The following is a 21,601-nucleotide window of genomic DNA, read 5'->3' as shown; positions in this document are numbered from 1 at the left end:
TAAAATAGGTTAAATTCATTTTAAATCGCAGCAAATATATATAATTAACATCAATAAATTAAATTGTAAAAACGTTAAAAAGTATTATTTTTCTTTGTTTTTATAGAAATTAATATAGCTGTTAAAAGAGATATAAAGATAAAAGTTAAAGAAATCCGTTCTGATATTTTAAGCCAATTTGCAACAATTAATTTAAAAGACACAAAAAATACGATACTTTAATAATTTATACTTTTCTATCATATTTGCTAAAAAAAAGTATTTAGATCGCAAGCCTATAATTGTAAAAATATTAGAGCTAAATATAATAAAAGGGTCTGTTGTAAATGTATAAATTGAAGGAATACTATCTAAAGCAAAAAGAATATCTCTAAACGCTATAATTATTAAACACTCAAATAAGGCAGTAAAAACATATTTACCATTTATTTTGGTTAAATATTTATCACCATCTAAAATAGTTGATATTTTAAAGAATCTTGCAACTTTTTCACCGTTTTATTTTCATTTGCTACATCTTCTTCTTTTAACATTTTAAAAGCTGTAAATAATAAAAACAATCCGAAAAAGACGGCAATACGGTTAGTTTTATCTATTAATAATAAACCAAAACTAATTAAAATGGCTCTAAAAATAATGGCTCCTAACGTTTTGGAGATTAAAGAAATATGGAGTCGGGAAAAATAGAATTAGAATTTATAGATGTGTTTTTTTTAGTTCTATTTTTGGAAAATCAAACAGAACGGCTTTTTAATATGATTTTTAAAAAAAAAATAAATGCGAAAACAAAAACGATGCGAAAATCGTCATTTAAATAACCAAAAATCAAAATAATTTATGATCTTAGTTTTTTGATAATTTTTTCTAATACTTCAGCTGAAATAGGTTTTGTTATAAAACCTTTAATCTCAGTGTATTTTTTTGATCTTTCCAAATCTATAGGGTCAATTGAAGAAGTAACCATATAGATTGCAATTTCTTTATTAATTTCGTGCTTTATCTTAGTGTATTCTTCTATAAACAGAAAGCCATCCATCACAGGCATGTTAATATCTAAAAAAATTATATCTGGCAACAAATTTGGGTTTCCTCTATTTTCCTTTATATAATTATAAGCTTCTTCACCATCAGGAAATGTTAATACATTATCAGCTAGCCCCTTTATTTCTAATATTTTTTTTACAAAAAATTTGTAAATTTCATCGTCGTCTACGATACAGATACTTTGCTTTTGGGACATATTTTATTTTTAAAATGTTACAGTAATCGTTGTTCCTTTATTAACTTCGCTATTACATGAAATAGTTCCTTTTAAAGATTCAATTTGATTTTTTATAATATACAAGCCAACTCCTTTTGAGTCTTTATGTCTGTGAAAAACTTGATTTAATCCAAATAATTTATGTCCATGTTTTTTTAAATCAATGCCAAGTCCGTTATCTGTGATTTTTAATTCTATTTTCCCTTCATTTATTGTAGTTGTCACTTCTATTTTTGGAGGTCTTTCTGGTGACGAATATTTTAAAGAATTGCTAATTAGATTAATAAATATACTTTCCAAATAAGATTCATTATATTTAATTGTATCTGTAGCTGAGAAATTTGAAGTAATCACCGCATTTAGTCTACTAATTTCTTCGGATATAATTTCTTCTGTTTTTTTTAATTTTTCACTAAAATACAAGGTTTTAATCTCTATTTTAGATTGTTTTGTCTCTTTTATTTTAATTGCTTCAATTAATGTATTTAACGTTTCAGATAAATGAGCAATTACAGTTCTAAATTTACCGAACGTAAACTCTTTTTCCTCTGTTGTTTCACAAGTATCATATAAATCTAATAGAGAATTTAAATTACTAACAGGTGCTCTTAAGTTATGTGAGGCAATTTGAGCAAAATTTGCCAATTGGTTATTTTGTTCTGTTAGTTTTGTAATGTCTACCCCAACACCTAGAATGGCAATAATATTATTATCTTTATCTTGTATAGCGCTAATACTAACTTGCATAATTAAAGAACTTCCGTCTTTTTTTATACACCTCCATTTTTTGGGGTGAACATTGTTTTCTTTAGCTATTGTAGTAAAAATATCAAAACCATTAATTTCTTTATTGTATTCTGTAGAAAACTCTTTACTTAGTTTTAAAATTTCTTCTTTATCATGAAATATAGCAGGAGTTTCTTTATTTACTAATTCTTCACTTTTATATCCTAACAATGTTTCTGCACCTTCATTAAAATAAGTAATTATACCATTTGTATCTGTTCGTATAATTGCAATAGTCCCCGAATCCAATATAGCATTCAATTCTTCATTTACTTTATTTAATTCAATTTGCGCTACTTTAACAGTATTAATGTCTTGAAAAATTCCATAAAATCGAACGCATTTATCATTTATAAATTCAGCTTGCCCAATAGCTCTAACCCAGATGTCTTTTCCTTTTGTAGTTACTATTTGTAGCTCCTCATCCCAAGGAATGTTGTTTTCAATACAATTAGCAACTACTTCTGTAATTTTATTTCTACTATAACCTTCCTTGTAAAATTTTATAGCGTTTTCTAGAGAGGGAATATAGTCGTCATCCGTATTGTGAATTTCTTTAGTTATTTTGCTCCAGAAAAGTTGTTGATTGACTAAATCTACTTCCCAGACTCCAATTCTTGCCACCGAGTTCGTTCTTAGTAAATTTTCTTCAATTCTTTTTTTTCTACTTCTTTTTTTCTACTTCTTTTTAAATTTCTTTAATTCTATGTTTAAATTAGTTAGTTCTTTGTTTTTTTAAATATTGGCCGAAACATAAAGAAGACAATGGCAAAAAGTGAAATGGATGTTAACCAGAGAAAAAAGTATTCCAGTTTTTTAAAAAAAGATAATCTATTTTCAGAAAATTTTTTGTTATACTCATTTACTATTGCATCCATTGTAATTAAAAATGGCTTCTCGTTATTTTCTACCGTTTCTAAAAATTGAGTATAAACAGCTTCATTATCAGGGTTTTCTATGAACTCACTATAAGAAGTAATGATCTTATTAAAATAGGATGTATTTTTTTTAAAAAGAATATTTATAGACTCACTATTATTAAGTAGTAGGTTTTTTTGTTTAAGGTAAACATCTGCTTTTTTAAAGCTTTCTATAGCTTTTTGCAAATTTGATATATCTTGGATGCGAGAAGGACTTCTGTTTACATCATTCAAATATAAAGTCAATTTAGTAATTTGTTGGCTGTACATTCTTTGTTTACCTGCAATATTTATCGTTTCTCCATTAGAACTTTGTTCAGAAATGGAAATACTAACAATTATCTGATTAGCAATAATTATCAGAATAAAAAAAACAAGCAGTATGTTATATTTGTTCTTTCCCAATTTTATAGGGGTCTTTTGGATTTATACTAAATTTATAACGTTTGATAAAAAAAAAAGAGACTTGCTGTGTTTTTTTGTGGAAAACGTTAGTATTCAAAATTAGAATAATTGTTTAAATAAACTATTATTTAAATAAATATTTTTGCAAAATGGTTTAAAGATGAAAAAATGGTTAAAAAAGAGGTTGTTAACTATAGCTACCTAATGTAGTTTTATAAAATTGGTATTTGTTTATTTCTAAATAGTGCAGCAGTTAAGATTAATTTTTATTACTTATTTGATATTTTAAAAATCAGAATTAAAACAATTAAAGTAAGAAACTTTATATTTGATGCGTTGTAACTTTACAACTTTACAATTACAATAAAATGAACATAGAAAACGCACAAAAACAAGTAGATGATTGGATAAAAAGTCACGGAGTACGTTATTTTAACGAATTAACGAACATGGCGCAATTAACAGAAGAAGTTGGTGAAGTTGCTAGAATTATTGCAAGACGTTATGGAGAGCAAAGTGAGAAGGAATCAGATAAAAATAAAGACTTAGGAGAAGAATTAGCAGATGTGGTTTTTGTAGTGTTGTGTTTGGCAAATCAAACCGGAATTAATTTACAAGACGCTTTCGAAAAGAAATTAGATATTAAAACAAAACGCGATCATGATCGCCATCAAAATAACCAAAAATTAAAATAATGAGCTTTATTCAAAATTTTACAGCAGGAGCAAAGATCGTTTTTGAAAGAGTACAGACCAGAATTTTCTGGCAAAACTTTGCAAAAGTTGCGATTCCCTTTTTTATAGTTGTTACGTTAATTTCATTGCTGATAAATAGCTGGGCAGAAATATTTTCAGGTGATTTTACAGCCGTAGCTGAAGCTAATTTTAATGACGGAAAATGGGAAACCTTCTTTGGTTCTAAACTATTTTTTAGTGCTTTTTATGCGTTGTATGTTACCAATAAAAAAATGAAGTAATGTATTTGTTAAGATAAGTAACACATTACATTTCGTTTTAAAAATCAACTTTTTTTTGTAGTAAACTTAATTTAACTCGAAGACACATTTCTAAAGATAGATGTCTGTTTTAGCTTGGTAAAGACCAATAAAACTTATGGTAATCAAGGTTCATTTAAACTTATTTCCAGAATAGTTGAGATAGTTTTATAGAATATTTTAATAATCTACCTATTGGCTTTTAATATTCTTTTAAAGTAAAAATCCATCGCTTTTGACGATGGGTTTTTTATGCTTGTAAAATTTTATTAACGAATTTGACTGCGTAATAAACCAGAAGCTACTTTTGTAGAATGGATATTTACATATAATGCATCATTTGTAACTTTCGTTTGGTTTTCTGCACTTAGCGTTAAACTTTTTGTGCTAATTAATTGAGCAGTATTTGTCATGTCTAAATTCAATAAAACTCCGCCATTTGCACTAGAAGCACCGTTATGAATATGACCAGCGGCAATTGCATCCGTAGGGTCTAAATCGTTTATAATAACTTTATAAAACATTTTTGCCCCTACAAGTATAATGTAAGCAGTTCCTGTTTCTGTTCTATCCATCACCATCGGTATTGAATTGGAATTATCTAAATTAATACTAAAAGATTCTCTTAACATTTTTAATTCGGTATCATTGTTATTACTGTAGCTAACCAAAAATAAACTGATATTTAGCATTAAAAATAAAGTTTTCTTCATAATTGAATTATTAAATGGTGTTGTCTACCTCTTTTTCAAGTCTTTTTTCGACTTGTTAAGGTTTTTATTATTTTGTTGAAATAAAAGTTAAACAATAAAAACATGTGCTATGGAATGTTTATCTCTGTGTTTTGGAAAATAGAGATATTTTTAAATCGAAAAAGCTGAAGTAATTTGTCTAAAGTAATTATTTAATATGATTATAGGTATTTGTTTATATAATTCAATGAAATTTATCTGTAGGTACAGATTTAGGCATAAAAATTATTTTTAAAGATTCCAGAATTAGAATTTATATGCCTTTTTAAAAGAATTACACACAAAAAATGACTCTAATCCAACTTTAAGAAGGAAAAGAATCATTTTTTAGGAATTTAAAAAATTTATCTGAGCAAACTGCTCATTTTTAAAGTTAGTCTATTTGAATCAAATCAATAGTACTTTCTTTTACTTTCTGATTCAGCTCTTTTACGCCATTGTCAAACAATGAATACAATTTCTTTAATTCAATATCAATTTCTGCAACAATTTCATTTTTAAAATCGATTGCTGGCTGGGTAGGAGCGAAGTTGCCAATACTTGTAAGTGAATTTAAATGTGCTAATTTATTATTTAAACGGATAGGGAAATTTAAAGGATCTTGCCCACTTTTAGATTTTGTTTGATACAAGGTTTCCTCAATCTTAGTCATATCTTTTAACAAAGTATCCGCAAAATCTAGCAATTCCTTGTAAGCTTCCTTGTCTTTAATCGCTTTCTTTAAAACAGCAACCTGACCTCTCACTTTTTGTACGTTTTTTAGGCCTTTATGAATCTCTGTCATTTTTGTATTGATGTCGTTTATAAAATCAAATTGCGCTTTCATTTCACTTTCAGTAGCCTCAGAAACAGGGTTTTTTAAAATAGTGAAAAGTTGTGTTTCTTTAACTCCGTTAACCGCTAATTCAACTTTGTAATTTCCTGGTAAAGCCATTAAGCCGTCTAAAGAAGCCCACCACAAAATCATTCCTTCTACTTTTTCTGCCCCAGGATGCGTCATATCCCAATTAAAAACATTGTTTCCATCTTCTATTTTTAATTCTTCTTCCCCTTTTTCTTTGTCGGGTTTTGAAGCATATTTTTTGATAAGCACATCATTCAAACCAAAGAAAGAAATAGAAATAGAATCCTTTTCATTTACTTTCTTGATAAAATAATTTACAGCTACTCCGCCTGCATGATTTGTTCCTGCAGTTCTCGATGTTCTTCCATTTCCGCCAGATAAATTATACGCATCTTTTGGCTTGTATAAAACCATTTCTTTCTTTAAAGTTGCTTCGGTTAGTTGATGTAAAGGCGTTAAATCATCAATAATCCAAAGTGAACGACCTTGCGTCGCTGCAATTAAATTATCGTCTTTAATGGCTAAATCCGTGATTGGTACAATTGGTAAATTTTGCTGAAAATTTTGCCAGTTTTCACCGTCATCAAAAGAAACATACATACCTCTTTCTGTACCAGCATATAGCAACCCTTTTCTCTTTGGATCTGCTCTTAAGGCACGCGTAAAATCTTCATCTGCAATTCCGTTTGTAATTTCTATCCAAGTTTTACCATAATTTTCTGTTTTGTAAATATATGGTCTGTAATCGCCTGTTTTATATTTTGTACCAACAATATATGCGCTACCTTTTGTAAAAGGATTTACCTCAATACAATTAATCATCATCCATTCTGGCATTTTTTTAGGAGTTACGTTATCCCAAGTTGTTCCATTATTTTTACTGATATGCACTAAGCCATCATCAGAACCCGTCCAAATTAGACCAGGTTCTAAAGCTGATTCTGTTGCGGCAAAAATAGTTCCGTAATATTCAACACCTGTATTGTCTTTTGTAATCGGACCTCCAGAAGGACCTAATGTTTTTGGGTCGTTCCTAGTTAAATCCGGACTGATAACTGTCCAAGATTGTCCTTCATTTTCAGTTGCATGCAAATGATTAGATCCTGCATATAATTTCTTTTTATTATTTGGAGAAAAGAAGATTGGAAAATTCCACTGAAAACGATATTTAAAATCTTCTGCGCCATGGCCCATTGGGTCGTCTGGCCAAACATTTATAGCTCTAGTTTCATTTGTTTTGTGATTTACTCTTGTTAAAAGAGCACCATAACTCCCTCCGTAAACAATATCATCATTTAAAGGATCTACAGCAATATGAGCACTTTCTCCACCAGCAGTTTCTTGCCAATCAGATTCTGTAATAAATCTTCCAGAAGTTCTATGAGAAATTCGAATAGTAGAATTGTCTTGTTGCGCAGCTAAAATTCGATACGGAAAGTGATTATCTGTAGTAACTCTATAAAATTGTGAAGTGGGTTGATTGTTCATTGTGCTCCAGTTTTCGCCTGCATCAAAAGAAACTTGTGCGCCACCATCATCACCAATAATCATTCTTTGATTATCCTCTGGGGCAATCCATAAATCATGATGATCTCCATGCGGCGCATTGTAAGTTTTATAGGTTTTACCACCATCCGTAGATTTGTGATAATTTACATTTAAAACATAAAAAATATCTTGGTCTTGCGTGTCTGCATAAATACGTGTGTAATACCAAGCTCTTTGACGTAATTTCCTTTCAGAATTGATCAGCGACCAAGTTTTTCCTGCATCTGTAGATTTGTAAACTCCGCCTTTTTCGTTTTCAATTAACGCCCAAACAATATCAGAATTTACGGGCGAAACGGTTACACCGCTAATTCCCCAAATGCCTTTTGGCAAACCTTTGTTTTCAGAAATATTCGTCCAAGTTTCTCCACCATCAGTACTTTTATACATTGCAGAACCTTTACCGCCAGAAGATAAGCTGTAAGGAGTTCTTCTAACGTCCCAAGTGGTAGCATATAAAATTCTTGGGTTATTAGGGTCGATAACTAAATCAATTGCGCCAGAATTTTCATCAGAAAACAAAACACGTTTCCAGTTTTCGCCGCCATCAATAGATTTATAAACACCTCTTTCTTGCGTTGGTTTGTATAAATCGCCCAAAACTGCAGCAAAAACAATATCCGCATTTTTTGGATGAATTCTCATTCTTGGAATGTGTCTTGAGTTCTTTAAGCCGATATGTTTCCACGTTTTACCTGCGTTTTCAGATTTCCAAATACCGTCTCCAGAAGAAACATTTCCACGAACTGTTTTTTCTCCCATTCCAACATAAATTACATTATTATCAGATTCAGAAACGGCAACTGCACCCACAGAACCTCCAAAATAATCATCAGAAATATTCTGCCAAGTATTCCCAGCATCCGTAGTTTTCCATACACCACCACCAGTAGCACCCATGTAAAATAAGTTAGCCTTATTAGCAACACCAGTTACAGTGGCACTTCTTCCGCCTCTAAACGGACCAATATTTCGCCATTTTACGGCACTAAAATATTCGTTAGAAACTTTGGTAGATTTTTTTTGTGCAGTAACTTTGGCATTCGCAGATAAAAAAATGCAAATTGCTAACAAAAAAATTTTTTTCATGTTGGTTCGTTGTAAGTTTGAATGTTAAAAATAAGAATTAAAATTGGGTTACAGAATGGACATATTGTTAAATGTTTTAGCGGATAAAAAAATAAACGAAAGTATTACCATTTCTGGTTCTAAGAGCGAATCGAATAGATTGCTGATTTTACAAAAACTATTTCCAGAAATTTCTATTGAGAATTTGTCAGATTCTGATGATTCTGTGCACATGCAACACGCACTTTCTACAAATGATGAAATTGTAGATATTAGTCATGCAGGTACAGCAATGCGTTTTTTAACCTCTTATTTTGCGGCAAATAATGGCAGAGAAACGGTCCTTACAGGTTCTGAAAGAATGCAAAACAGACCCGTAGAAATCTTGGTAAATGCACTAAAAGATTTAGGTACAACTATTACTTATGAAGACAAAGTTGGGTATCCGCCGATTAGAATTCAAGGAACAAAAATTACCAAAGATAAAGTTCAAATTCATGGTAATGTAAGTAGCCAATATATTTCTTCATTATTGTTGATTGCTGCTAAACTTGAAAACGGATTAGAAATAGAATTGATTGGTAAAATTACTTCTGTGCCTTATATAAAAATGACCTTGAGTCTGTTAACGCAATTAGGAATTGAAAATTCTTTTGAAGGGAATATAATAAAGGTTTATCCGAAGAAAGAAATACAAAAACAAACAGTTGTTGTAGAATCCGATTGGAGTTCAGCAAGTTATTTTTATTCAATTATTGCGTTGGCCGATGTTGGTTCAGAAATTAATTTATCAGCCTATAAAAAAGAAAGTTTACAAGGCGATTCATGTTTGGCCGAAATCTACCAACATTTTGGGGTGCAAACTACTTTTGGTGAGAATTCTATCAACCTAAAAAAAGTAAAAGTAAGTGCTAAAGAAACTTTAGAAATAGATTTAAAAAACGCGCCCGATATCGCTCAGACAATTGCAATAACTTGTTTTGCCGAGGGTATTGCTTGTAATTTATCAGGTTTACATACGTTAAAGATTAAAGAAACAGATAGATTAGTTGCTTTGCATGATGAATTATCAAAATTAGGAGCTATAATTTCTGTAACGGATATAAGTTTACATCTAGAAAAATCATTAGTAATTAATGAAAATATTGCTATAAAAACCTACAATGATCATAGGATGGCGATGGCTTTTGCACCTTTGGCTTTAAGAGTTCCTATCAAAATTTTAAACGCTGAGGTTGTTACCAAATCTTACCAAAAATTTTGGGAGGATATGCAACAAATAGGTATTAAAATAGGTTCACTATAAATATAAAGTACCAAACACTTGACAACGCCTATTCCGATATCGTATATTTGCCTCTTTTATAGCTAAATATACATATGAAATTATCACAATTTGATTTTGAATTGCCAGAGGAATCCTATGCAGTGTATCCTGCAGAACATAGAGATGAATCTCGTTTAATGGTGTTAAATAGAAAAGACCAAACTATAGAACATAAAATGTTTAAAGACATTATTGATTACTTTGAAGAAGGTGATGTAATGATGTTAAACAATACAAAAGTTTTCCCAGCAAGAATGTTTGGAAATAAGGAAAAAACTGGCGCAAGAATTGAAGTTTTCTTATTAAGAGAACTAAATGCAGAGAATAGATTGTGGGATGTTTTGGTAGATCCAGCAAGAAAAATTAGAATTGGTAACAAATTATTTTTTGGAGACGACGAGAGTTTAGTAGCAGAAGTTATAGACAATACCACTTCTAGAGGTAGAACTTTACGTTTTTTATATGACGGAAGTTATGAAGCTTTTAGAGAAAAATTACTAGAATTAGGGCAAACTCCTTTGCCAAAATCAATCAATAGAGAAGTAGAAGCTATAGATGACGAACGTTATCAAACAATTTATGCAAAACATGAAGGCGCAGTTGCTGCACCAACAGCTGGTTTGCATTTTTCTAAACACTTATTAAAGCGGTTAGAAATTAAAGGAATTGATTTTGCAGAAATGACGTTGCATGTTGGTTTAGGAACTTTTAGTGCTGTAGAAGTAGAAGATTTATCGAAGCATAAAGTAGATTCTGAGCAAATTGTAATTCCTGCTGCAGCTGTTGCAAAAATTAACCAAGCAAAAATTGATAAAAGAAGAATTTGTGCAGTTGGTACAACCGTAATGAGAACGGTAGAGTCTTCAGTTTCTTCAAAACAAGAATTAAATGCTTTTGAAGGATGGACGAATAAATTTGTTTTTCCTCCGCATGATTTTAGCATCGCAAATAGCATGATTACAAATTTTCATCCACCAAAATCTACATTAATGATGATGGCTGCTGCATTTGCAGGATACGATTTTTTAATGGATGCTTACAAAGTTGCCATTAAAGAAGGTTATAAATTCTCTACATATGGAGATGCAATGCTAATTATATAGGTAGCTTTTATCAATTAAAATTCAAAAACTGACAGTTTATAATTGTCAGTTTTTTTTTATTTTGGGCGTTCCCTAAAAAGGTCGCGCTCAATGTCATTAAGTTAACGATTTAAATAACTGATATTCAGATAATTAAATTAGTTATATTCAAATTAATTTCGTATATTTAACTGATAATCAATTAGATGTAAGATGAAAAAAAACACCTATTTTTATTTTTAAAAAGATCGGTAAAGAAATTTTTAGTAGTCAACTTAAAGAAAGCTTTAGAGTTTCAGAAAAAGATTTTACAAGAACAAGAAAACAATCCTTTTCTACAACCTTATTACTTATGATGAATTTTTTAACAAAAAGCCTTTCTATAGAAATAGAAAACTTTGTAAATCATTTAAGACGAGACTGCGGTCTATTAAGTTTAAAATCTTTTACAAAAAGTGCTTTCGTGCAATGTCGTAAAAAAATACAACCAGGAGTTTTTAAAAAATTAAGTGAGATGCTCATTGATGAATTTTATACCGATAATGAACTAGGAATAAAATTATGGAATGGATTTAGAGTTTTAGCAGTTGACGGTTCTTCCATTACGCTTCCCTTTACAGATGAGTTGAAAGGTATTTACGGTCTTGTAAAAAATCAAACAGATACAGGCGTCGTTCAAGCAAGGGTTTCTGTACTCTATGATGTTTTAAATAAGTATGTTTTAGATAGTCAATTATCACCAAAAAAAGAGGGAGAAAGGGCCTTAGGATTGCTACATTTGGTAAAAACTAAAGCACGCGACTTGATTATTTATGACAGAGGATATCCCTCTTATGATTTTATAAATACGCATTGCATAAAAAACATCGATTATTTGATGCGAATTAAAACAAGTTTTAGTGGCGTTACTAAAACTTTTATAGCCAGTAATAAAACAAGTCAAATTGTAGAAATTTTCCCAAGTAAAAACGCTGTTGTATCTGATAAACAATATGATAGAAATACCCCGATAAAAGTGAGATTACTTCGTGTGAAATTACCCAGCGGAGAAACAGAATTATTAATCACCTCTTTATTAGATAGCAAGAAGTATCCTAATAAAATATTCAAGGAACTATATTTTAAAAGATGGGGTGTAGAAATTTTTTACGATGAATTGAAAAACAAATTAAAAGTAGCGCATTTTTCAGGCTATTCCAACCAAAGTATTTTACAAGACTTCAATGCAGCTATATTCATTAGTAACGTACAGACACTAATCGTCAGCGATTTAGAAGATGAAATAATAGAGCAAACAAAAAACAGAAAGTTAACTTATAAAATAAACACCAATTTATCTTATGGCTTTTTGAAGAATAAAATAGTATCCTTATTTTTCTCTAATACAGATATGGAAGCTATTGTGGAGCAAATTAAAATACTGTTCAAACAAGAACTAGTCCCTATAAGACCCAATAGATATTATCAAAGAAATATAAGGAAATATGTTAGAAGAGAGAAACCGAAAGTTACTAAAAATCAAAAAGATAGCATATGAAAATCCCTTAACTTAATGACATTGAGGTCGCGCTTTGCGTTGTACCTCTTTATAACTGCCATTGTTTAGTTTATTTTTTTGTAAACTGTGGCAATCTCATAAAATCTAGCAATGATGCAGATTTAAAAAGGTTATAAAAAGGATGCCACTTCAATCGCTAACGCAGAGGTACTTGCAAAAGACAATCATAAGCTCAAATTATATGCGTATTTTTGCAGAAATAAATCTTCAATTTTTTAAAACTTTAAAGTAATATTTTGGACAACAAGAAAGACATTAGAGCCTTAACTAAAGAACAATTACGCGATTTTTTTGTAGAAAATGGCGATAAATCATTTCGTGGAAATCAAGTTTATGAATGGCTTTGGAGCAAGTCTTTGCATACCTTCGAAGACATGACCAACATTTCTAAAGAAACCAGAGAAATGTTAGAAGCAAATTTTGTAATCAATCATATTAAGGTTGATTCCATGCAAAAAAGTGCAGATGGTACGATCAAAAACGGAATTAAATTACACGATGGTTTTATAGTTGAATCAGTTCTAATTCCGACTAAAAAAAGAACAACCGCTTGTGTTTCTAGCCAAGTTGGTTGTAGTTTAGATTGTAAGTTTTGTGCAACTTCTCGTTTAAAAAGGATGCGTAATTTAAATCCGGATGAAATTTACGATCAGGTGGTAATTATTGATAAACAAAGTAGATTATATCACAATCGTAAACTAACAAATATTGTTTTTATGGGCATGGGCGAACCCTTAATGAACTATAAAAACGTGATGAAATCTATAGAAATGATCACTTCTCCAGAAGGCTTAGGAATGTCCTCAAAAAGAATTACAGTGTCTACTTCTGGCGTGCCAAAAATGATTAAAATGATGGCAGATGAAGAAGTGAAATTCAATTTAGCCGTTTCTTTGCATTCTGCTATTGATGAAGTTAGAACATCTATAATGCCTTTTAATACCAACTTTCCTTTAAAAGACTTGAAAGAATCTTTAGAATATTGGTATGAAAAAACAAAACGAGAAATTACCTACGAATATATTGTTTGGGAAGGAATTAATGATAAAAGAGAAGACATCACGGCATTGGTTGAGTTTTGTAAAGCTGTACCTTGTAAAGTTAATTTAATAGAATACAACCCTATTGATGATGGTGAATTCCAACAAGCTAGTTCATCAGCCATAAATAATTATATTTCTAATTTGGAAATGAATGATATTACGGTAAACGTAAGAAAAAGTAGAGGTAAAGATATTGATGCTGCTTGCGGACAATTGGCAAATAAATCATAAAAATTTTAGCTATGAAAAATTTTATTATTAGCATATTAATTTTAGGTTCATTTAGCTTATCTGCTCAAGATAAAAAGAAATCTTTTTGGGAAACAATTAAGGGTGAAGAATTAGAAACGTCGATAACATTTTTACCTGTTGGAAGTCATACAAAAGACTTTGATTTTTTAGATGTTTGGTATACTAGTTATAATTATAAAAGTATAGAATTAGCTGTTTTTAAAAATTCGTATGACTTTTTTACAATTGCTCTTATTTACAAAAGGCAAATAAAATTAATAGAAAAGCTTAATTTTATTTATGGGTTTGGAATTATGCATGGTTATGGTGGTCGACTTCAAGATGTAACAGGAATACCATTTAGAAATACTTTTATATTTAATGGTGAAATAAATGGTACTGGGGGTATAAGTTTAGATTATAGAATTGCTAAAAAAATTAGCGTTCAGCTAAATGTTTCTCCTGTTGTTCTAGTTTATGGTGTACGTTTTATACTTTAATTATATTTATAAAAAAAACAGGATGAAACCAGTAGAACTTATAAAACTTCCCATTAAAAAGGAGATGGAACTCTTTGAAAGAAAATTCAAAGATTCTATGTTGTCTAAAGTTCCGCTTTTAAATAGAATTACTTTTTATATTGTTCGTAGAAAAGGAAAACAAATGCGACCAATGTTTGTTTTTTTAGTGGCAAAAATGGTTTCTGACGGTGGTTTTGACGAACGAACCTATCGAGGCGCATCCGTAGTAGAGTTAATTCACACAGCAACTTTAGTGCATGACGACGTAGTTGACGATAGCAACAGGCGTAGAGGGTTTTTCTCTGTTAATGCACTCTGGAAAAATAAAATCGCAGTTTTAGTAGGCGATTTTTTATTGTCTAAAGGATTATTATTATCGATCGATAACGAAGATTTTGATTTGTTAAAACTGATTTCTATCGCAGTTCGTGAAATGAGTGAAGGCGAATTATTACAGATAGAAAAAGCAAGAAAGTTAGACATTACAGAAGATGTTTACTTTGATATTATCCGCCAGAAAACAGCTACTTTAATAGCTGCTTGTTGCGGAATCGGCGCTGCTTCTGTTGGCGCAAAACAAGATACTGTGCAACAAATGCGAAAATTTGGAGAATACATAGGTATTGCTTTTCAGATAAAAGACGATTTGTTTGATTATACAGACGATAAAATTGGCAAACCTACCGGGATTGATATCAAAGAACAAAAAATGACCTTGCCTTTAATTCACACTTTAAATACCTGTACTTCTGAGGAAAAAAGCTGGTTGATAAATTCAATTAAAAAACACAATAAGGATAAAAAACGTGTAAAAGAAGTGATCGATTTTGTAAAAGAAAATGGCGGTATAGAATACACTACAAATAAAATGTACGATTACAAAAATCGAGCTTTGGCTACTTTAGAAAGCTACCCAGAATCACCTTATAAAAGTTCTTTAATAATGATGATTAATTACGTTGTAGAGCGAAAGGTTTAGTTTTATATTTTGGCTATTTAAGTGTTTTTAATTTGATAAATTTTTATAAATTGGTGCAAATTAAATGCTATGAAAAAAATACTTTTTGCTATTTTAATTTCCCTCTTTTGTTTTTCTTCCATAAAAGCTCAAAATGCTTTTGATATAATTTTTACACAAAATTCAAATCAAGATAATAAATGCTCCTATTTTAATAGTTATTTCAAAAACAAACCTAAAGAAGTTGGTTTTTCTATCGTTCGGGAAAATGATAAATTATATTTTAAGGTAACAGATGAAGCATGGGCAATGAACTTGTTTAAAAAATCTGGTGACGGAATTGCCATCGATGTGGTTGCGAAATCTAGATATGAATGCGATAAAAATATAGATGATACTCAGATAAGAGGTGTTATTTTAGAGCCTGTTTATGCGCAACAATTAGTTAGAGGGTTTAAACCTACTAAAGGCGATCGATTTGAAACGTTTGTAGGCACTGTTCCGGAAAACTTGAGGGATGAAGAATTAGAATTTAACATACTGTTTTTAAACAATAAAGTGCTTTGCAGATATCAAAGTGTCTACAATCTAGAATCGTATCCTTGGGGTTTATTAGATATGGGTGTTTATTTGGATTCACTTACGTATAAATCAGAAAGAATAACAAGTAGCAATGATAAATTTAGCACGAAATACAAGAAATTAAATTTTGTAATTCCGTTTCAAAAAAACAAATCATCGTATTTACCAGAAGATATAAAACCCTTATATGATTCTTTAAAATTGACTAATTTTAATATTAAAAAAATAAATATAAAAGCATATTCTTCTATTGAAGGCAGTTTAGAAAGAAACTTAGAATTGCAAAAACAACGTGCAAATAGTATTGCTAAATCGCTACAATCCTTCCAAAAACCGGATATAGTTACAGAAATTTCATCATCAGAAAATTGGGTGGAGTTTTTAAATGATATTACTACAAGCAAGTATGAGTATCTAAAAGAACTCTCAAAAAAAGAAATCAAACAAAAATTAATTGGTGCACTTTCTGCTGGTTTAGAAGTGTATTTGCAAAATCATAGAAAAGCAGTTATTATTCTTGATTTAGAAAAGAAAGATAAATACAAGGAGATGACCACTAGTGTTTTAATTTCTACTTTTAATAAACTGATTGAAGATGAGAATATTGAAGAAGCATTAGTTGTACAAAACTCACTTTTTGAGAAATTAAAGGATGAAAATTCACCAGATAAATTAAGAGAATTAAATGTACCAAAGCAAGTAAAGTTTATACCTGTTTTAACAAAAAACAGTATGTTTAAATATTTGTTGAATGTAAGTTATGCTAAAATTGCTTTCGATGAATTAAAATCACTTGAAAAAATAGATCCAAAAAACGGAAGAATAAAATATAATTTGGTGGTTTTAAAATTTGTTATTTGGAGAAATAATTGGGAACAAATCAAAGATTCAGATTTTAAAAACGAAATTATAGGTCTTAAAAATCATGAAGTTAGTACACCTTTAATTGACAGAATGTTGGTAAACTTTCATATTGTAAAAGCAGAAAAAAACTTGAAAGCAAGAAAGTATGACGAAAAAGATGTCTCTGTAGAATTTATAGTAGACAGCTATGAAAACTTTAATTTATCCGATTATGATTATTTAAGCTTAGCGCAATTTCTAACGTATTATGCTAATATTGATGATGCTACAGATTTGTTAGAAGAAAAAGTAAGAACCATTACTATAGATGAAGATTTATTGTTCTATTATCTAAATTTAACAATCACTAACAAATATAATGTTGCTTCAAAAAATTACAGAACAATTATGTTAAACTCAATTAATATGAACAGAGAAAGGTTTTGTAAATTGTTTAATTCTTCTTTAGATAACGGTGTTACTTTTCAACTATTAGAGAATGAGTATTTAAGAAAAACATACTGTGAGAATTGCGAAAAGGAGTAGTTTATAACTCTAATAATTCCTCAACAAACTCTCTAGAATTTGATAATCTTGGTACTTTATGCTGTCCGCCAAGTTTGCCTTTATTTTTTAGCCAATCATAAAACAAACCCTCTTTTGCCACATGAATTTTTGGCATTGCAAGTGTTAAAGAGTTGTACCGTTTTGCTTCATAATCAGAATTGATAGACTTTAAAGCATTGTCTAATAATTCGGTAAAATAGTTCATGTTTTCAGGTATTTGATTAAACTCAATTACCCATTCATGACCACCACTTTTTTTATCCTTCATAAAAATAGGACCTACCGTATAATCCGTAATTAATGCATTTGTTTTTTCACAAGCTAATTTTAAAGCATCTTCTACATTTTCTATATTTAATTCTTCGCCAAATACATTTATATAATGTTTTGTTCTTCCTGTAATTTGAATTCTAAAAGGGGATAACGAGGTAAACCGAATCGTATCGCCTATTAAATAGCGCCACAAGCCACTATTGGTAGTAATAATTAAGGCGTAATTAACTCCTATTTTTACTTTTGATAAAGGAATTGTTTTAGAACTTTCTCCTTTATATTTTGACATCGGAATAAATTCATAGAAAATTCCATAATCTAACATCAACAATAATTCTTTAGAATCGTTTCTATCCTGAATTGCAAAAAATCCTTCGGAAGCATTATAGATTTCATAATACTTAAAATCCGCTTTCGGAATCAGTTTTTTATACTGTTCTCGATATGGATTAAAGTTTACGCCGCCATGAAAATACACCTCCAAATTAGGCCAAACTTCTGTAATATTATTTTTACCTGTTCTTTCTAAAACCCTGTTTAAAAGCACCAACATCCAACTTGGTACGCCAACCAAACTTGTAATATCTTCATGGATGGTTTCATCAATAATAGCTTCCATTTTGGTTTCCCACTCGGCCATTAAAGCAACTCCTTGACTAGGGGCAGAACTATAATCTGCCCAAAACGGTAGGTTTTCTGTAATAATTGCAGACAAATCGCCAAAGTAAGAATTGTTGTCTTCGTAAATTGCAGAGCTTCCGCCTAATTTTAAACCTTTGCCAGTAAACAACTGTGTTTCCTCATTGTTGTTGATGTACAAACACAACATGTCTTTACCGGCTTTCATGTGGCAATATTCTAACGCTTCATCACTTACGGGTATAAATTTACTTTTTGCATTTGTAGTTCCGCTAGATTTTGCAAACCATTTTATAGCTGTTGGCCAAAATAAATTTTGCTCCCCTTTTCTGCAACGTTCTATTAAAGGCTCTATACTTTCGTATTTCTGAATTGGAATGTTTTTAGCAAAATCTTTATAATTTTTGATGGATGAAAAATTATATTCTTTTCCAAATTCAGTATTTTTTGCAGTTGAAACGAGCTTTAATAAAAGTTCTTCTTGCACATTAATAGGGTATTTTAAAAATAGCTCTATTTGATGCACTCGTTTTCTTAAAAACCAAGAAATTATAGAATTTACAATGGGAAAAGCCATGGATAAAGTTGTGTTTTTTACGTACGTTTGTGAGGCATTAAAAATACTAAAAATTGGTTATGGAATATCAAGGAGTCCTAAAAAAAATGAAAACTGAAAATTTAGCGGAAATTCAGTATTATTTAGATATGAAATCTGATTTTTTGAATGTTAATCAGTTGTTAAATAAAGAGATAACTATACGTTTTGTTACCTACGAATGTTTAAATTGTCACTTAGAAAAGAAAATTTACAGACAAGGTTTTTGTAAAAATTGCTTTTTTGAGATTCCGAATGCCGCAGATTGGATTATGAGACCGGAATTAAGTACCGCACATTTAGATATTGAAGACAGAGATTTGGCTTATGAAAAATCGGTACAATTACAACCGCATATTGTGTATTTGGCAAATTCTAGCAATGTAAAAGTTGGTGTAACTAGAAAACAGCAAATACCAACAAGATGGATTGATCAAGGAGCGCATGAAGCCATCGAAATAGTTGAGGTGCCAAACAGATATTTAGCAGGAATTACAGAGGTTGCCTTAAAGAATTATGTTGGCGATAAAACCAATTGGCGCAAAATGCTTAAGAATGATATTGAAGATGAAAACTTGGTGGAGTGGAGAGAGAAGTTAAAAGAGTTTATTCCTGATGAAGCAAAACAGTATTTTATTGAAAATAATTCGGAAACTCACATAAACTTTCCTGTTTTAAAATATCCAGAGAAACCTAAAAGTTTAAATTTAATTAAAACGCCAAGTTACACGGGTAAATTAGTTGGAATAAAAGGTCAATATTTAATTTTTGAGGATGAAACTGTTTTTAATGTGAGAAGTAATGAAGGTTTAGTTGTTTCCATAGACGTGTAATTTTTCTTCTACGCACACAGTAACAAAGAAAGCATAGTCTTTGTGCGAGATTCTGCGGCAAAAATCCAGAAAAGAGAGTTTTAATATCAGTGAATAAATGGAAATAAAAAACGCTGTTGAAAAACTATAAAGAAGCAATCAGTTTTTCTAAAATAACTTCAACCCCAAAATTATCATTGTTTTCCGTTTCGTAGTTTGCAAGTTCTTTAATGTCTTTGTGCGCATTTTTCATAGCAAAACTAAAGTCAGCTTCCTGCATCATTTCTATATCATTATGATAATCACCAAAAACCATCGTTTCTTCTTTGGTAATATTTAAAAGCTTTTGAAGCTCCCTTAAAGCATTTCCTTTGTTCGCTTTTTTATCAGAAATATCTAACCAATTTTGACCAGAAATTTTTAACAAATAATCATCTTTTAAATGCTGTATTGCCGGATAAATAAATTCTTCTGAAGAATCAAAATGATAAATTGCAATTTTTAAAACAGGTGTTGTTTTTGCAACTTTCATTAAGTCATCAACTACTTGAAAACTGTAATAATATTCTTGAAATAAAGAAATAAAACGTTCGTCTTTACTCTCTATAAACGCAGAATTTTGTGAACACAAAACCAAATTGGCATCTTTTATGCTTCTTAAAACCGGAATAATACTGGTAATTTTTTCTGAGGCTAAAGAAGTTAATAATAGAATTTCTTCACCCTTCTTCGCAATTGCACCATTTTCTGCAATAACATGAATATCATTTTTTATGCTAGCTAATTTATCAACAATACTATTGTGTTGCCTACCACTTGCGGCGCAAAAATAAATGTTACGTTTTTGTAGTTCTTTAAAAAGATTAAAAAATTGCGGACTCACTTTACCCTTTGAGTTTAACAAAGTTCCGTCCATATCAGAAACTACTAATTTCACTTTAGAAAAATCCATCATTTTATCTTGAGGAATCTCTAATTACTAAATCAGTTTTTATCACTTTAGTGACAATTTCTGTATGTTTTTTCTCTAATTTATCAATCAAAATTTTAGCAGCAGTTTCTCCCATTTGTTCTCCATGCTGACTAATAGTTGTCATTTTTGGGCTGGAGTGTCTTGCCAGAATTCCGTTAGAAAACGCAATTACAGATAAATCCTTTGGTATTTCAAGACCAGATTTTAAACCTGCTTTCATAGCAGCAACTGCTGCAGATTCACCAGTTGTAATAACTCCATCAATTTTATTTTCTTTATAAAAAGGAATCAAAATAGCTTCGTATTCTTTGTAATCTTTGTCTAAAATATTAACTACCAACTTCTCATTAAATGGTAAACCAACATTTTCTAACCCTTTTTTGTAACCCAATAAACGCTGTTCGCCAATATGTAAATTACTTAATGTAGATACAAAAGCAATATTTTTATGCCCTGTTTTGTATAAATGTTCAACAGTATTTAAAGCACCATTAAAATCATCAGTAATGATTTTATCACAATCTATTGGCGCTGCAACTCTATCAAACATCACAATGGGAGTGCCATTTTCTATTGTTTCTTTAAAATGATTAAATTCTTTTTTAAGTTCGGTTTCTTTAGACATCGACAAAATAAAACCATCGATACTTCCATTAGAGAGCATTTCTATAATTTCAACTTCTTTAGTATAAGATTCATTTGAGATACAAGCAATTACTTTATATCCTCTTTCTAGAGCAGTTTTTTCAATTCCTTTAAAAACCTGTGCAAAGAAATACTTTAACATTGTAGGAATAATTATTCCAATAGTTTTGGTGCTTCTATTTTTTAAACTTAAGGCATTAAAGTTTGGTTTATAATTATGCTCTTTGGCATATTTTTGAATTTTTGATTTGGTAGCTTCGCTAATTTCATAGCTGTCATTCAGTGCTTTAGAAACAGTAGAAATAGAAACATTAAATTCTTTTGCAATATCTTTTATCGTAAGCTTTCCCATGTAAACAAAATTAAATACGAAT

The 21,601-nt window shown here is 30.1% G+C and carries 20 protein-coding genes; 10 read left to right on the top strand and 10 right to left on the bottom strand.

Annotated elements, in window-relative coordinates; translation table 11 throughout:
• Positions 1-192: 192 nt before the first annotated feature.
• The 5 genes from BST83_RS21095 to BST83_RS14475 all read right to left on the bottom strand — a co-directional run bounded on the left by BST83_RS21095 (position 193) and on the right by BST83_RS14475 (position 3,372).
• Entirely contained in the window at positions 193-381 is a 189-nt protein-coding gene (locus BST83_RS21095; protein ID WP_496559622.1) for a TerC family protein, read from the bottom strand.
• A gap of 71 nt (positions 382-452) precedes the next feature.
• Positions 453-638 (bottom strand): TerC family protein, encoded by a 186-nt coding sequence (locus tag BST83_RS21090; protein ID WP_302849490.1) that lies wholly within the window; start codon positions 636-638, stop codon positions 453-455.
• 197 nt (positions 639-835) lie between these two features.
• Positions 836-1,240 carry a response regulator gene (locus BST83_RS14485; protein WP_104810408.1) on the bottom strand — a complete coding sequence of 135 codons (405 nt, stop codon included), beginning with the start codon at positions 1,238-1,240 and terminating at the stop codon, positions 836-838.
• A gap of 9 nt (positions 1,241-1,249) precedes the next feature.
• Positions 1,250-2,671: a PAS domain-containing sensor histidine kinase gene (locus BST83_RS14480; protein WP_104810407.1), complete on the bottom strand. Its 1,422-nt coding sequence runs from the start codon at positions 2,669-2,671 to the stop codon at positions 1,250-1,252.
• Between the two features lie 95 nt (positions 2,672-2,766).
• A complete protein-coding gene (locus BST83_RS14475; RefSeq protein ID WP_170062795.1) occupies positions 2,767-3,372 on the bottom strand; it encodes a type IV pili methyl-accepting chemotaxis transducer N-terminal domain-containing protein in 606 nt (201 codons plus the stop codon).
• A 368-nt stretch (positions 3,373-3,740) separates the two neighbouring features.
• On the opposite strand from BST83_RS14475, the gene BST83_RS14470 reads away from it, so the two are divergent.
• Complete coding sequence (locus BST83_RS14470) at positions 3,741-4,067, top strand: nucleotide pyrophosphohydrolase (RefSeq protein ID WP_104810405.1); 327 nt, start codon at positions 3,741-3,743, stop codon at positions 4,065-4,067.
• Positions 4,067-4,348: a hypothetical protein gene (locus tag BST83_RS14465; RefSeq protein WP_104810404.1), complete on the top strand. Its 282-nt coding sequence runs from the start codon at positions 4,067-4,069 to the stop codon at positions 4,346-4,348. The genes BST83_RS14470 and BST83_RS14465 overlap by 1 nt, the downstream gene beginning before the upstream one ends.
• A 287-nt stretch (positions 4,349-4,635) precedes the next feature.
• On the opposite strand, the gene BST83_RS14460 is transcribed toward BST83_RS14465, so the two are convergent.
• Both BST83_RS14460 and BST83_RS14455 read right to left on the bottom strand, forming a co-directional pair.
• On the bottom strand, positions 4,636-5,079 hold the full coding sequence (locus BST83_RS14460; protein ID WP_104810403.1) for a CHRD domain-containing protein: 444 nt from the start codon (positions 5,077-5,079) through the stop codon (positions 4,636-4,638).
• A gap of 412 nt (positions 5,080-5,491) precedes the next feature.
• Complete coding sequence (locus tag BST83_RS14455; protein ID WP_104810402.1) at positions 5,492-8,599, bottom strand: WD40/YVTN/BNR-like repeat-containing protein; 3,108 nt, start codon at positions 8,597-8,599, stop codon at positions 5,492-5,494.
• Between the two features lie 55 nt (positions 8,600-8,654).
• Here BST83_RS14455 and BST83_RS14450 point away from each other — a divergent pair, with 55 nt between their 5' ends.
• The 7 genes from BST83_RS14450 (at position 8,655) to BST83_RS14420 (ending at position 17,269) form a co-directional block, all read left to right on the top strand.
• The gene (locus BST83_RS14450; protein WP_104810401.1) at positions 8,655-9,884 is read left to right on the top strand and encodes a 3-phosphoshikimate 1-carboxyvinyltransferase; all 1,230 of its coding nucleotides are present in this window, start codon (positions 8,655-8,657) and stop codon (positions 9,882-9,884) included.
• A 74-nt stretch (positions 9,885-9,958) separates the two neighbouring features.
• Positions 9,959-11,008: a tRNA preQ1(34) S-adenosylmethionine ribosyltransferase-isomerase QueA gene (gene queA, locus BST83_RS14445; protein ID WP_104810400.1), complete on the top strand. Its 1,050-nt coding sequence runs from the start codon at positions 9,959-9,961 to the stop codon at positions 11,006-11,008.
• A gap of 208 nt (positions 11,009-11,216) precedes the next feature.
• Positions 11,217-12,524, top strand: a complete 1,308-nt coding sequence (locus BST83_RS14440) for an IS4 family transposase (RefSeq protein ID WP_146092176.1) — start codon at positions 11,217-11,219, stop codon at positions 12,522-12,524.
• A 257-nt stretch (positions 12,525-12,781) separates the two neighbouring features.
• The gene (gene rlmN / locus BST83_RS14435) at positions 12,782-13,819 is read left to right on the top strand and encodes a dual-specificity RNA methyltransferase RlmN (RefSeq protein WP_104810398.1); all 1,038 of its coding nucleotides are present in this window, start codon (positions 12,782-12,784) and stop codon (positions 13,817-13,819) included.
• A gap of 11 nt (positions 13,820-13,830) precedes the next feature.
• Complete coding sequence (locus BST83_RS14430) at positions 13,831-14,319, top strand: hypothetical protein (RefSeq protein ID WP_104810397.1); 489 nt, start codon at positions 13,831-13,833, stop codon at positions 14,317-14,319.
• Positions 14,320-14,341: 22 nt separating this feature from the next.
• Positions 14,342-15,319: a polyprenyl synthetase family protein gene (locus BST83_RS14425; protein WP_104810886.1), complete on the top strand. Its 978-nt coding sequence runs from the start codon at positions 14,342-14,344 to the stop codon at positions 15,317-15,319.
• Between the two features lie 69 nt (positions 15,320-15,388).
• Complete coding sequence (locus BST83_RS14420) at positions 15,389-17,269, top strand: hypothetical protein (protein WP_104810396.1); 1,881 nt, start codon at positions 15,389-15,391, stop codon at positions 17,267-17,269.
• A gap of 1 nt (position 17,270) precedes the next feature.
• Here the strand turns inward: BST83_RS14420 and BST83_RS14415 are convergent, their stop codons facing one another.
• Positions 17,271-18,779, bottom strand: a complete 1,509-nt coding sequence (locus tag BST83_RS14415) for a GH3 auxin-responsive promoter family protein (RefSeq protein ID WP_104810395.1) — start codon at positions 18,777-18,779, stop codon at positions 17,271-17,273.
• A gap of 59 nt (positions 18,780-18,838) precedes the next feature.
• Between BST83_RS14415 and BST83_RS14410 the strand changes: the two genes are divergently transcribed.
• Positions 18,839-19,630 carry a DUF2797 domain-containing protein gene (locus tag BST83_RS14410; protein ID WP_104810394.1) on the top strand — a complete coding sequence of 264 codons (792 nt, stop codon included), beginning with the start codon at positions 18,839-18,841 and terminating at the stop codon, positions 19,628-19,630.
• Between the two features lie 124 nt (positions 19,631-19,754).
• Here the strand turns inward: BST83_RS14410 and BST83_RS14405 are convergent, their stop codons facing one another.
• Together BST83_RS14405 and BST83_RS14400 are read right to left on the bottom strand one after the other, a co-directional pair.
• Positions 19,755-20,564 (bottom strand): HAD family hydrolase, encoded by an 810-nt coding sequence (locus tag BST83_RS14405; RefSeq protein ID WP_367889173.1) that lies wholly within the window; start codon positions 20,562-20,564, stop codon positions 19,755-19,757.
• 1 nt (position 20,565) lies between these two features.
• Positions 20,566-21,579: a LacI family DNA-binding transcriptional regulator gene (locus BST83_RS14400; RefSeq protein ID WP_104810393.1), complete on the bottom strand. Its 1,014-nt coding sequence runs from the start codon at positions 21,577-21,579 to the stop codon at positions 20,566-20,568.
• Positions 21,580-21,601: the final 22 nt, after the last annotated feature.

The organism is Polaribacter filamentus (assembly GCF_002943715.1).
GTDB lineage: Bacteria > Bacteroidota > Bacteroidia > Flavobacteriales > Flavobacteriaceae > Polaribacter > Polaribacter filamentus.
Note: the sequence above shows the minus strand (reverse complement) of the source record. Positions and strands in the feature narration are given on the sequence as shown.

Coding starts and splice junctions, on each gene's coding strand:
- BST83_RS14485 (WP_104810408.1), bottom strand. CDS start 1,240: ATGTCCCAAAAGCAAAGTATCTGTATCGTAGACGACGATGAAATTTAC.
- BST83_RS14470 (WP_104810405.1), top strand. CDS start 3,741: ATGAACATAGAAAACGCACAAAAACAAGTAGATGATTGGATAAAAAGT.
- BST83_RS14465 (WP_104810404.1), top strand. CDS start 4,067: ATGAGCTTTATTCAAAATTTTACAGCAGGAGCAAAGATCGTTTTTGAA.
- BST83_RS14460 (WP_104810403.1), bottom strand. CDS start 5,079: ATGAAGAAAACTTTATTTTTAATGCTAAATATCAGTTTATTTTTGGTT.
- BST83_RS14455 (WP_104810402.1), bottom strand. CDS start 8,599: ATGAAAAAAATTTTTTTGTTAGCAATTTGCATTTTTTTATCTGCGAAT.
- BST83_RS14450 (WP_104810401.1), top strand. CDS start 8,655: ATGGACATATTGTTAAATGTTTTAGCGGATAAAAAAATAAACGAAAGT.
- queA (WP_104810400.1), top strand. CDS start 9,959: ATGAAATTATCACAATTTGATTTTGAATTGCCAGAGGAATCCTATGCA.
- BST83_RS14430 (WP_104810397.1), top strand. CDS start 13,831: ATGAAAAATTTTATTATTAGCATATTAATTTTAGGTTCATTTAGCTTA.
- BST83_RS14425 (WP_104810886.1), top strand. CDS start 14,342: ATGAAACCAGTAGAACTTATAAAACTTCCCATTAAAAAGGAGATGGAA.
- BST83_RS14420 (WP_104810396.1), top strand. CDS start 15,389: ATGAAAAAAATACTTTTTGCTATTTTAATTTCCCTCTTTTGTTTTTCT.
- BST83_RS14415 (WP_104810395.1), bottom strand. CDS start 18,779: ATGGCTTTTCCCATTGTAAATTCTATAATTTCTTGGTTTTTAAGAAAA.
- BST83_RS14410 (WP_104810394.1), top strand. CDS start 18,839: ATGGAATATCAAGGAGTCCTAAAAAAAATGAAAACTGAAAATTTAGCG.
- BST83_RS14405 (WP_367889173.1), bottom strand. CDS start 20,564: ATGATGGATTTTTCTAAAGTGAAATTAGTAGTTTCTGATATGGACGGA.
- BST83_RS14400 (WP_104810393.1), bottom strand. CDS start 21,579: ATGGGAAAGCTTACGATAAAAGATATTGCAAAAGAATTTAATGTTTCT.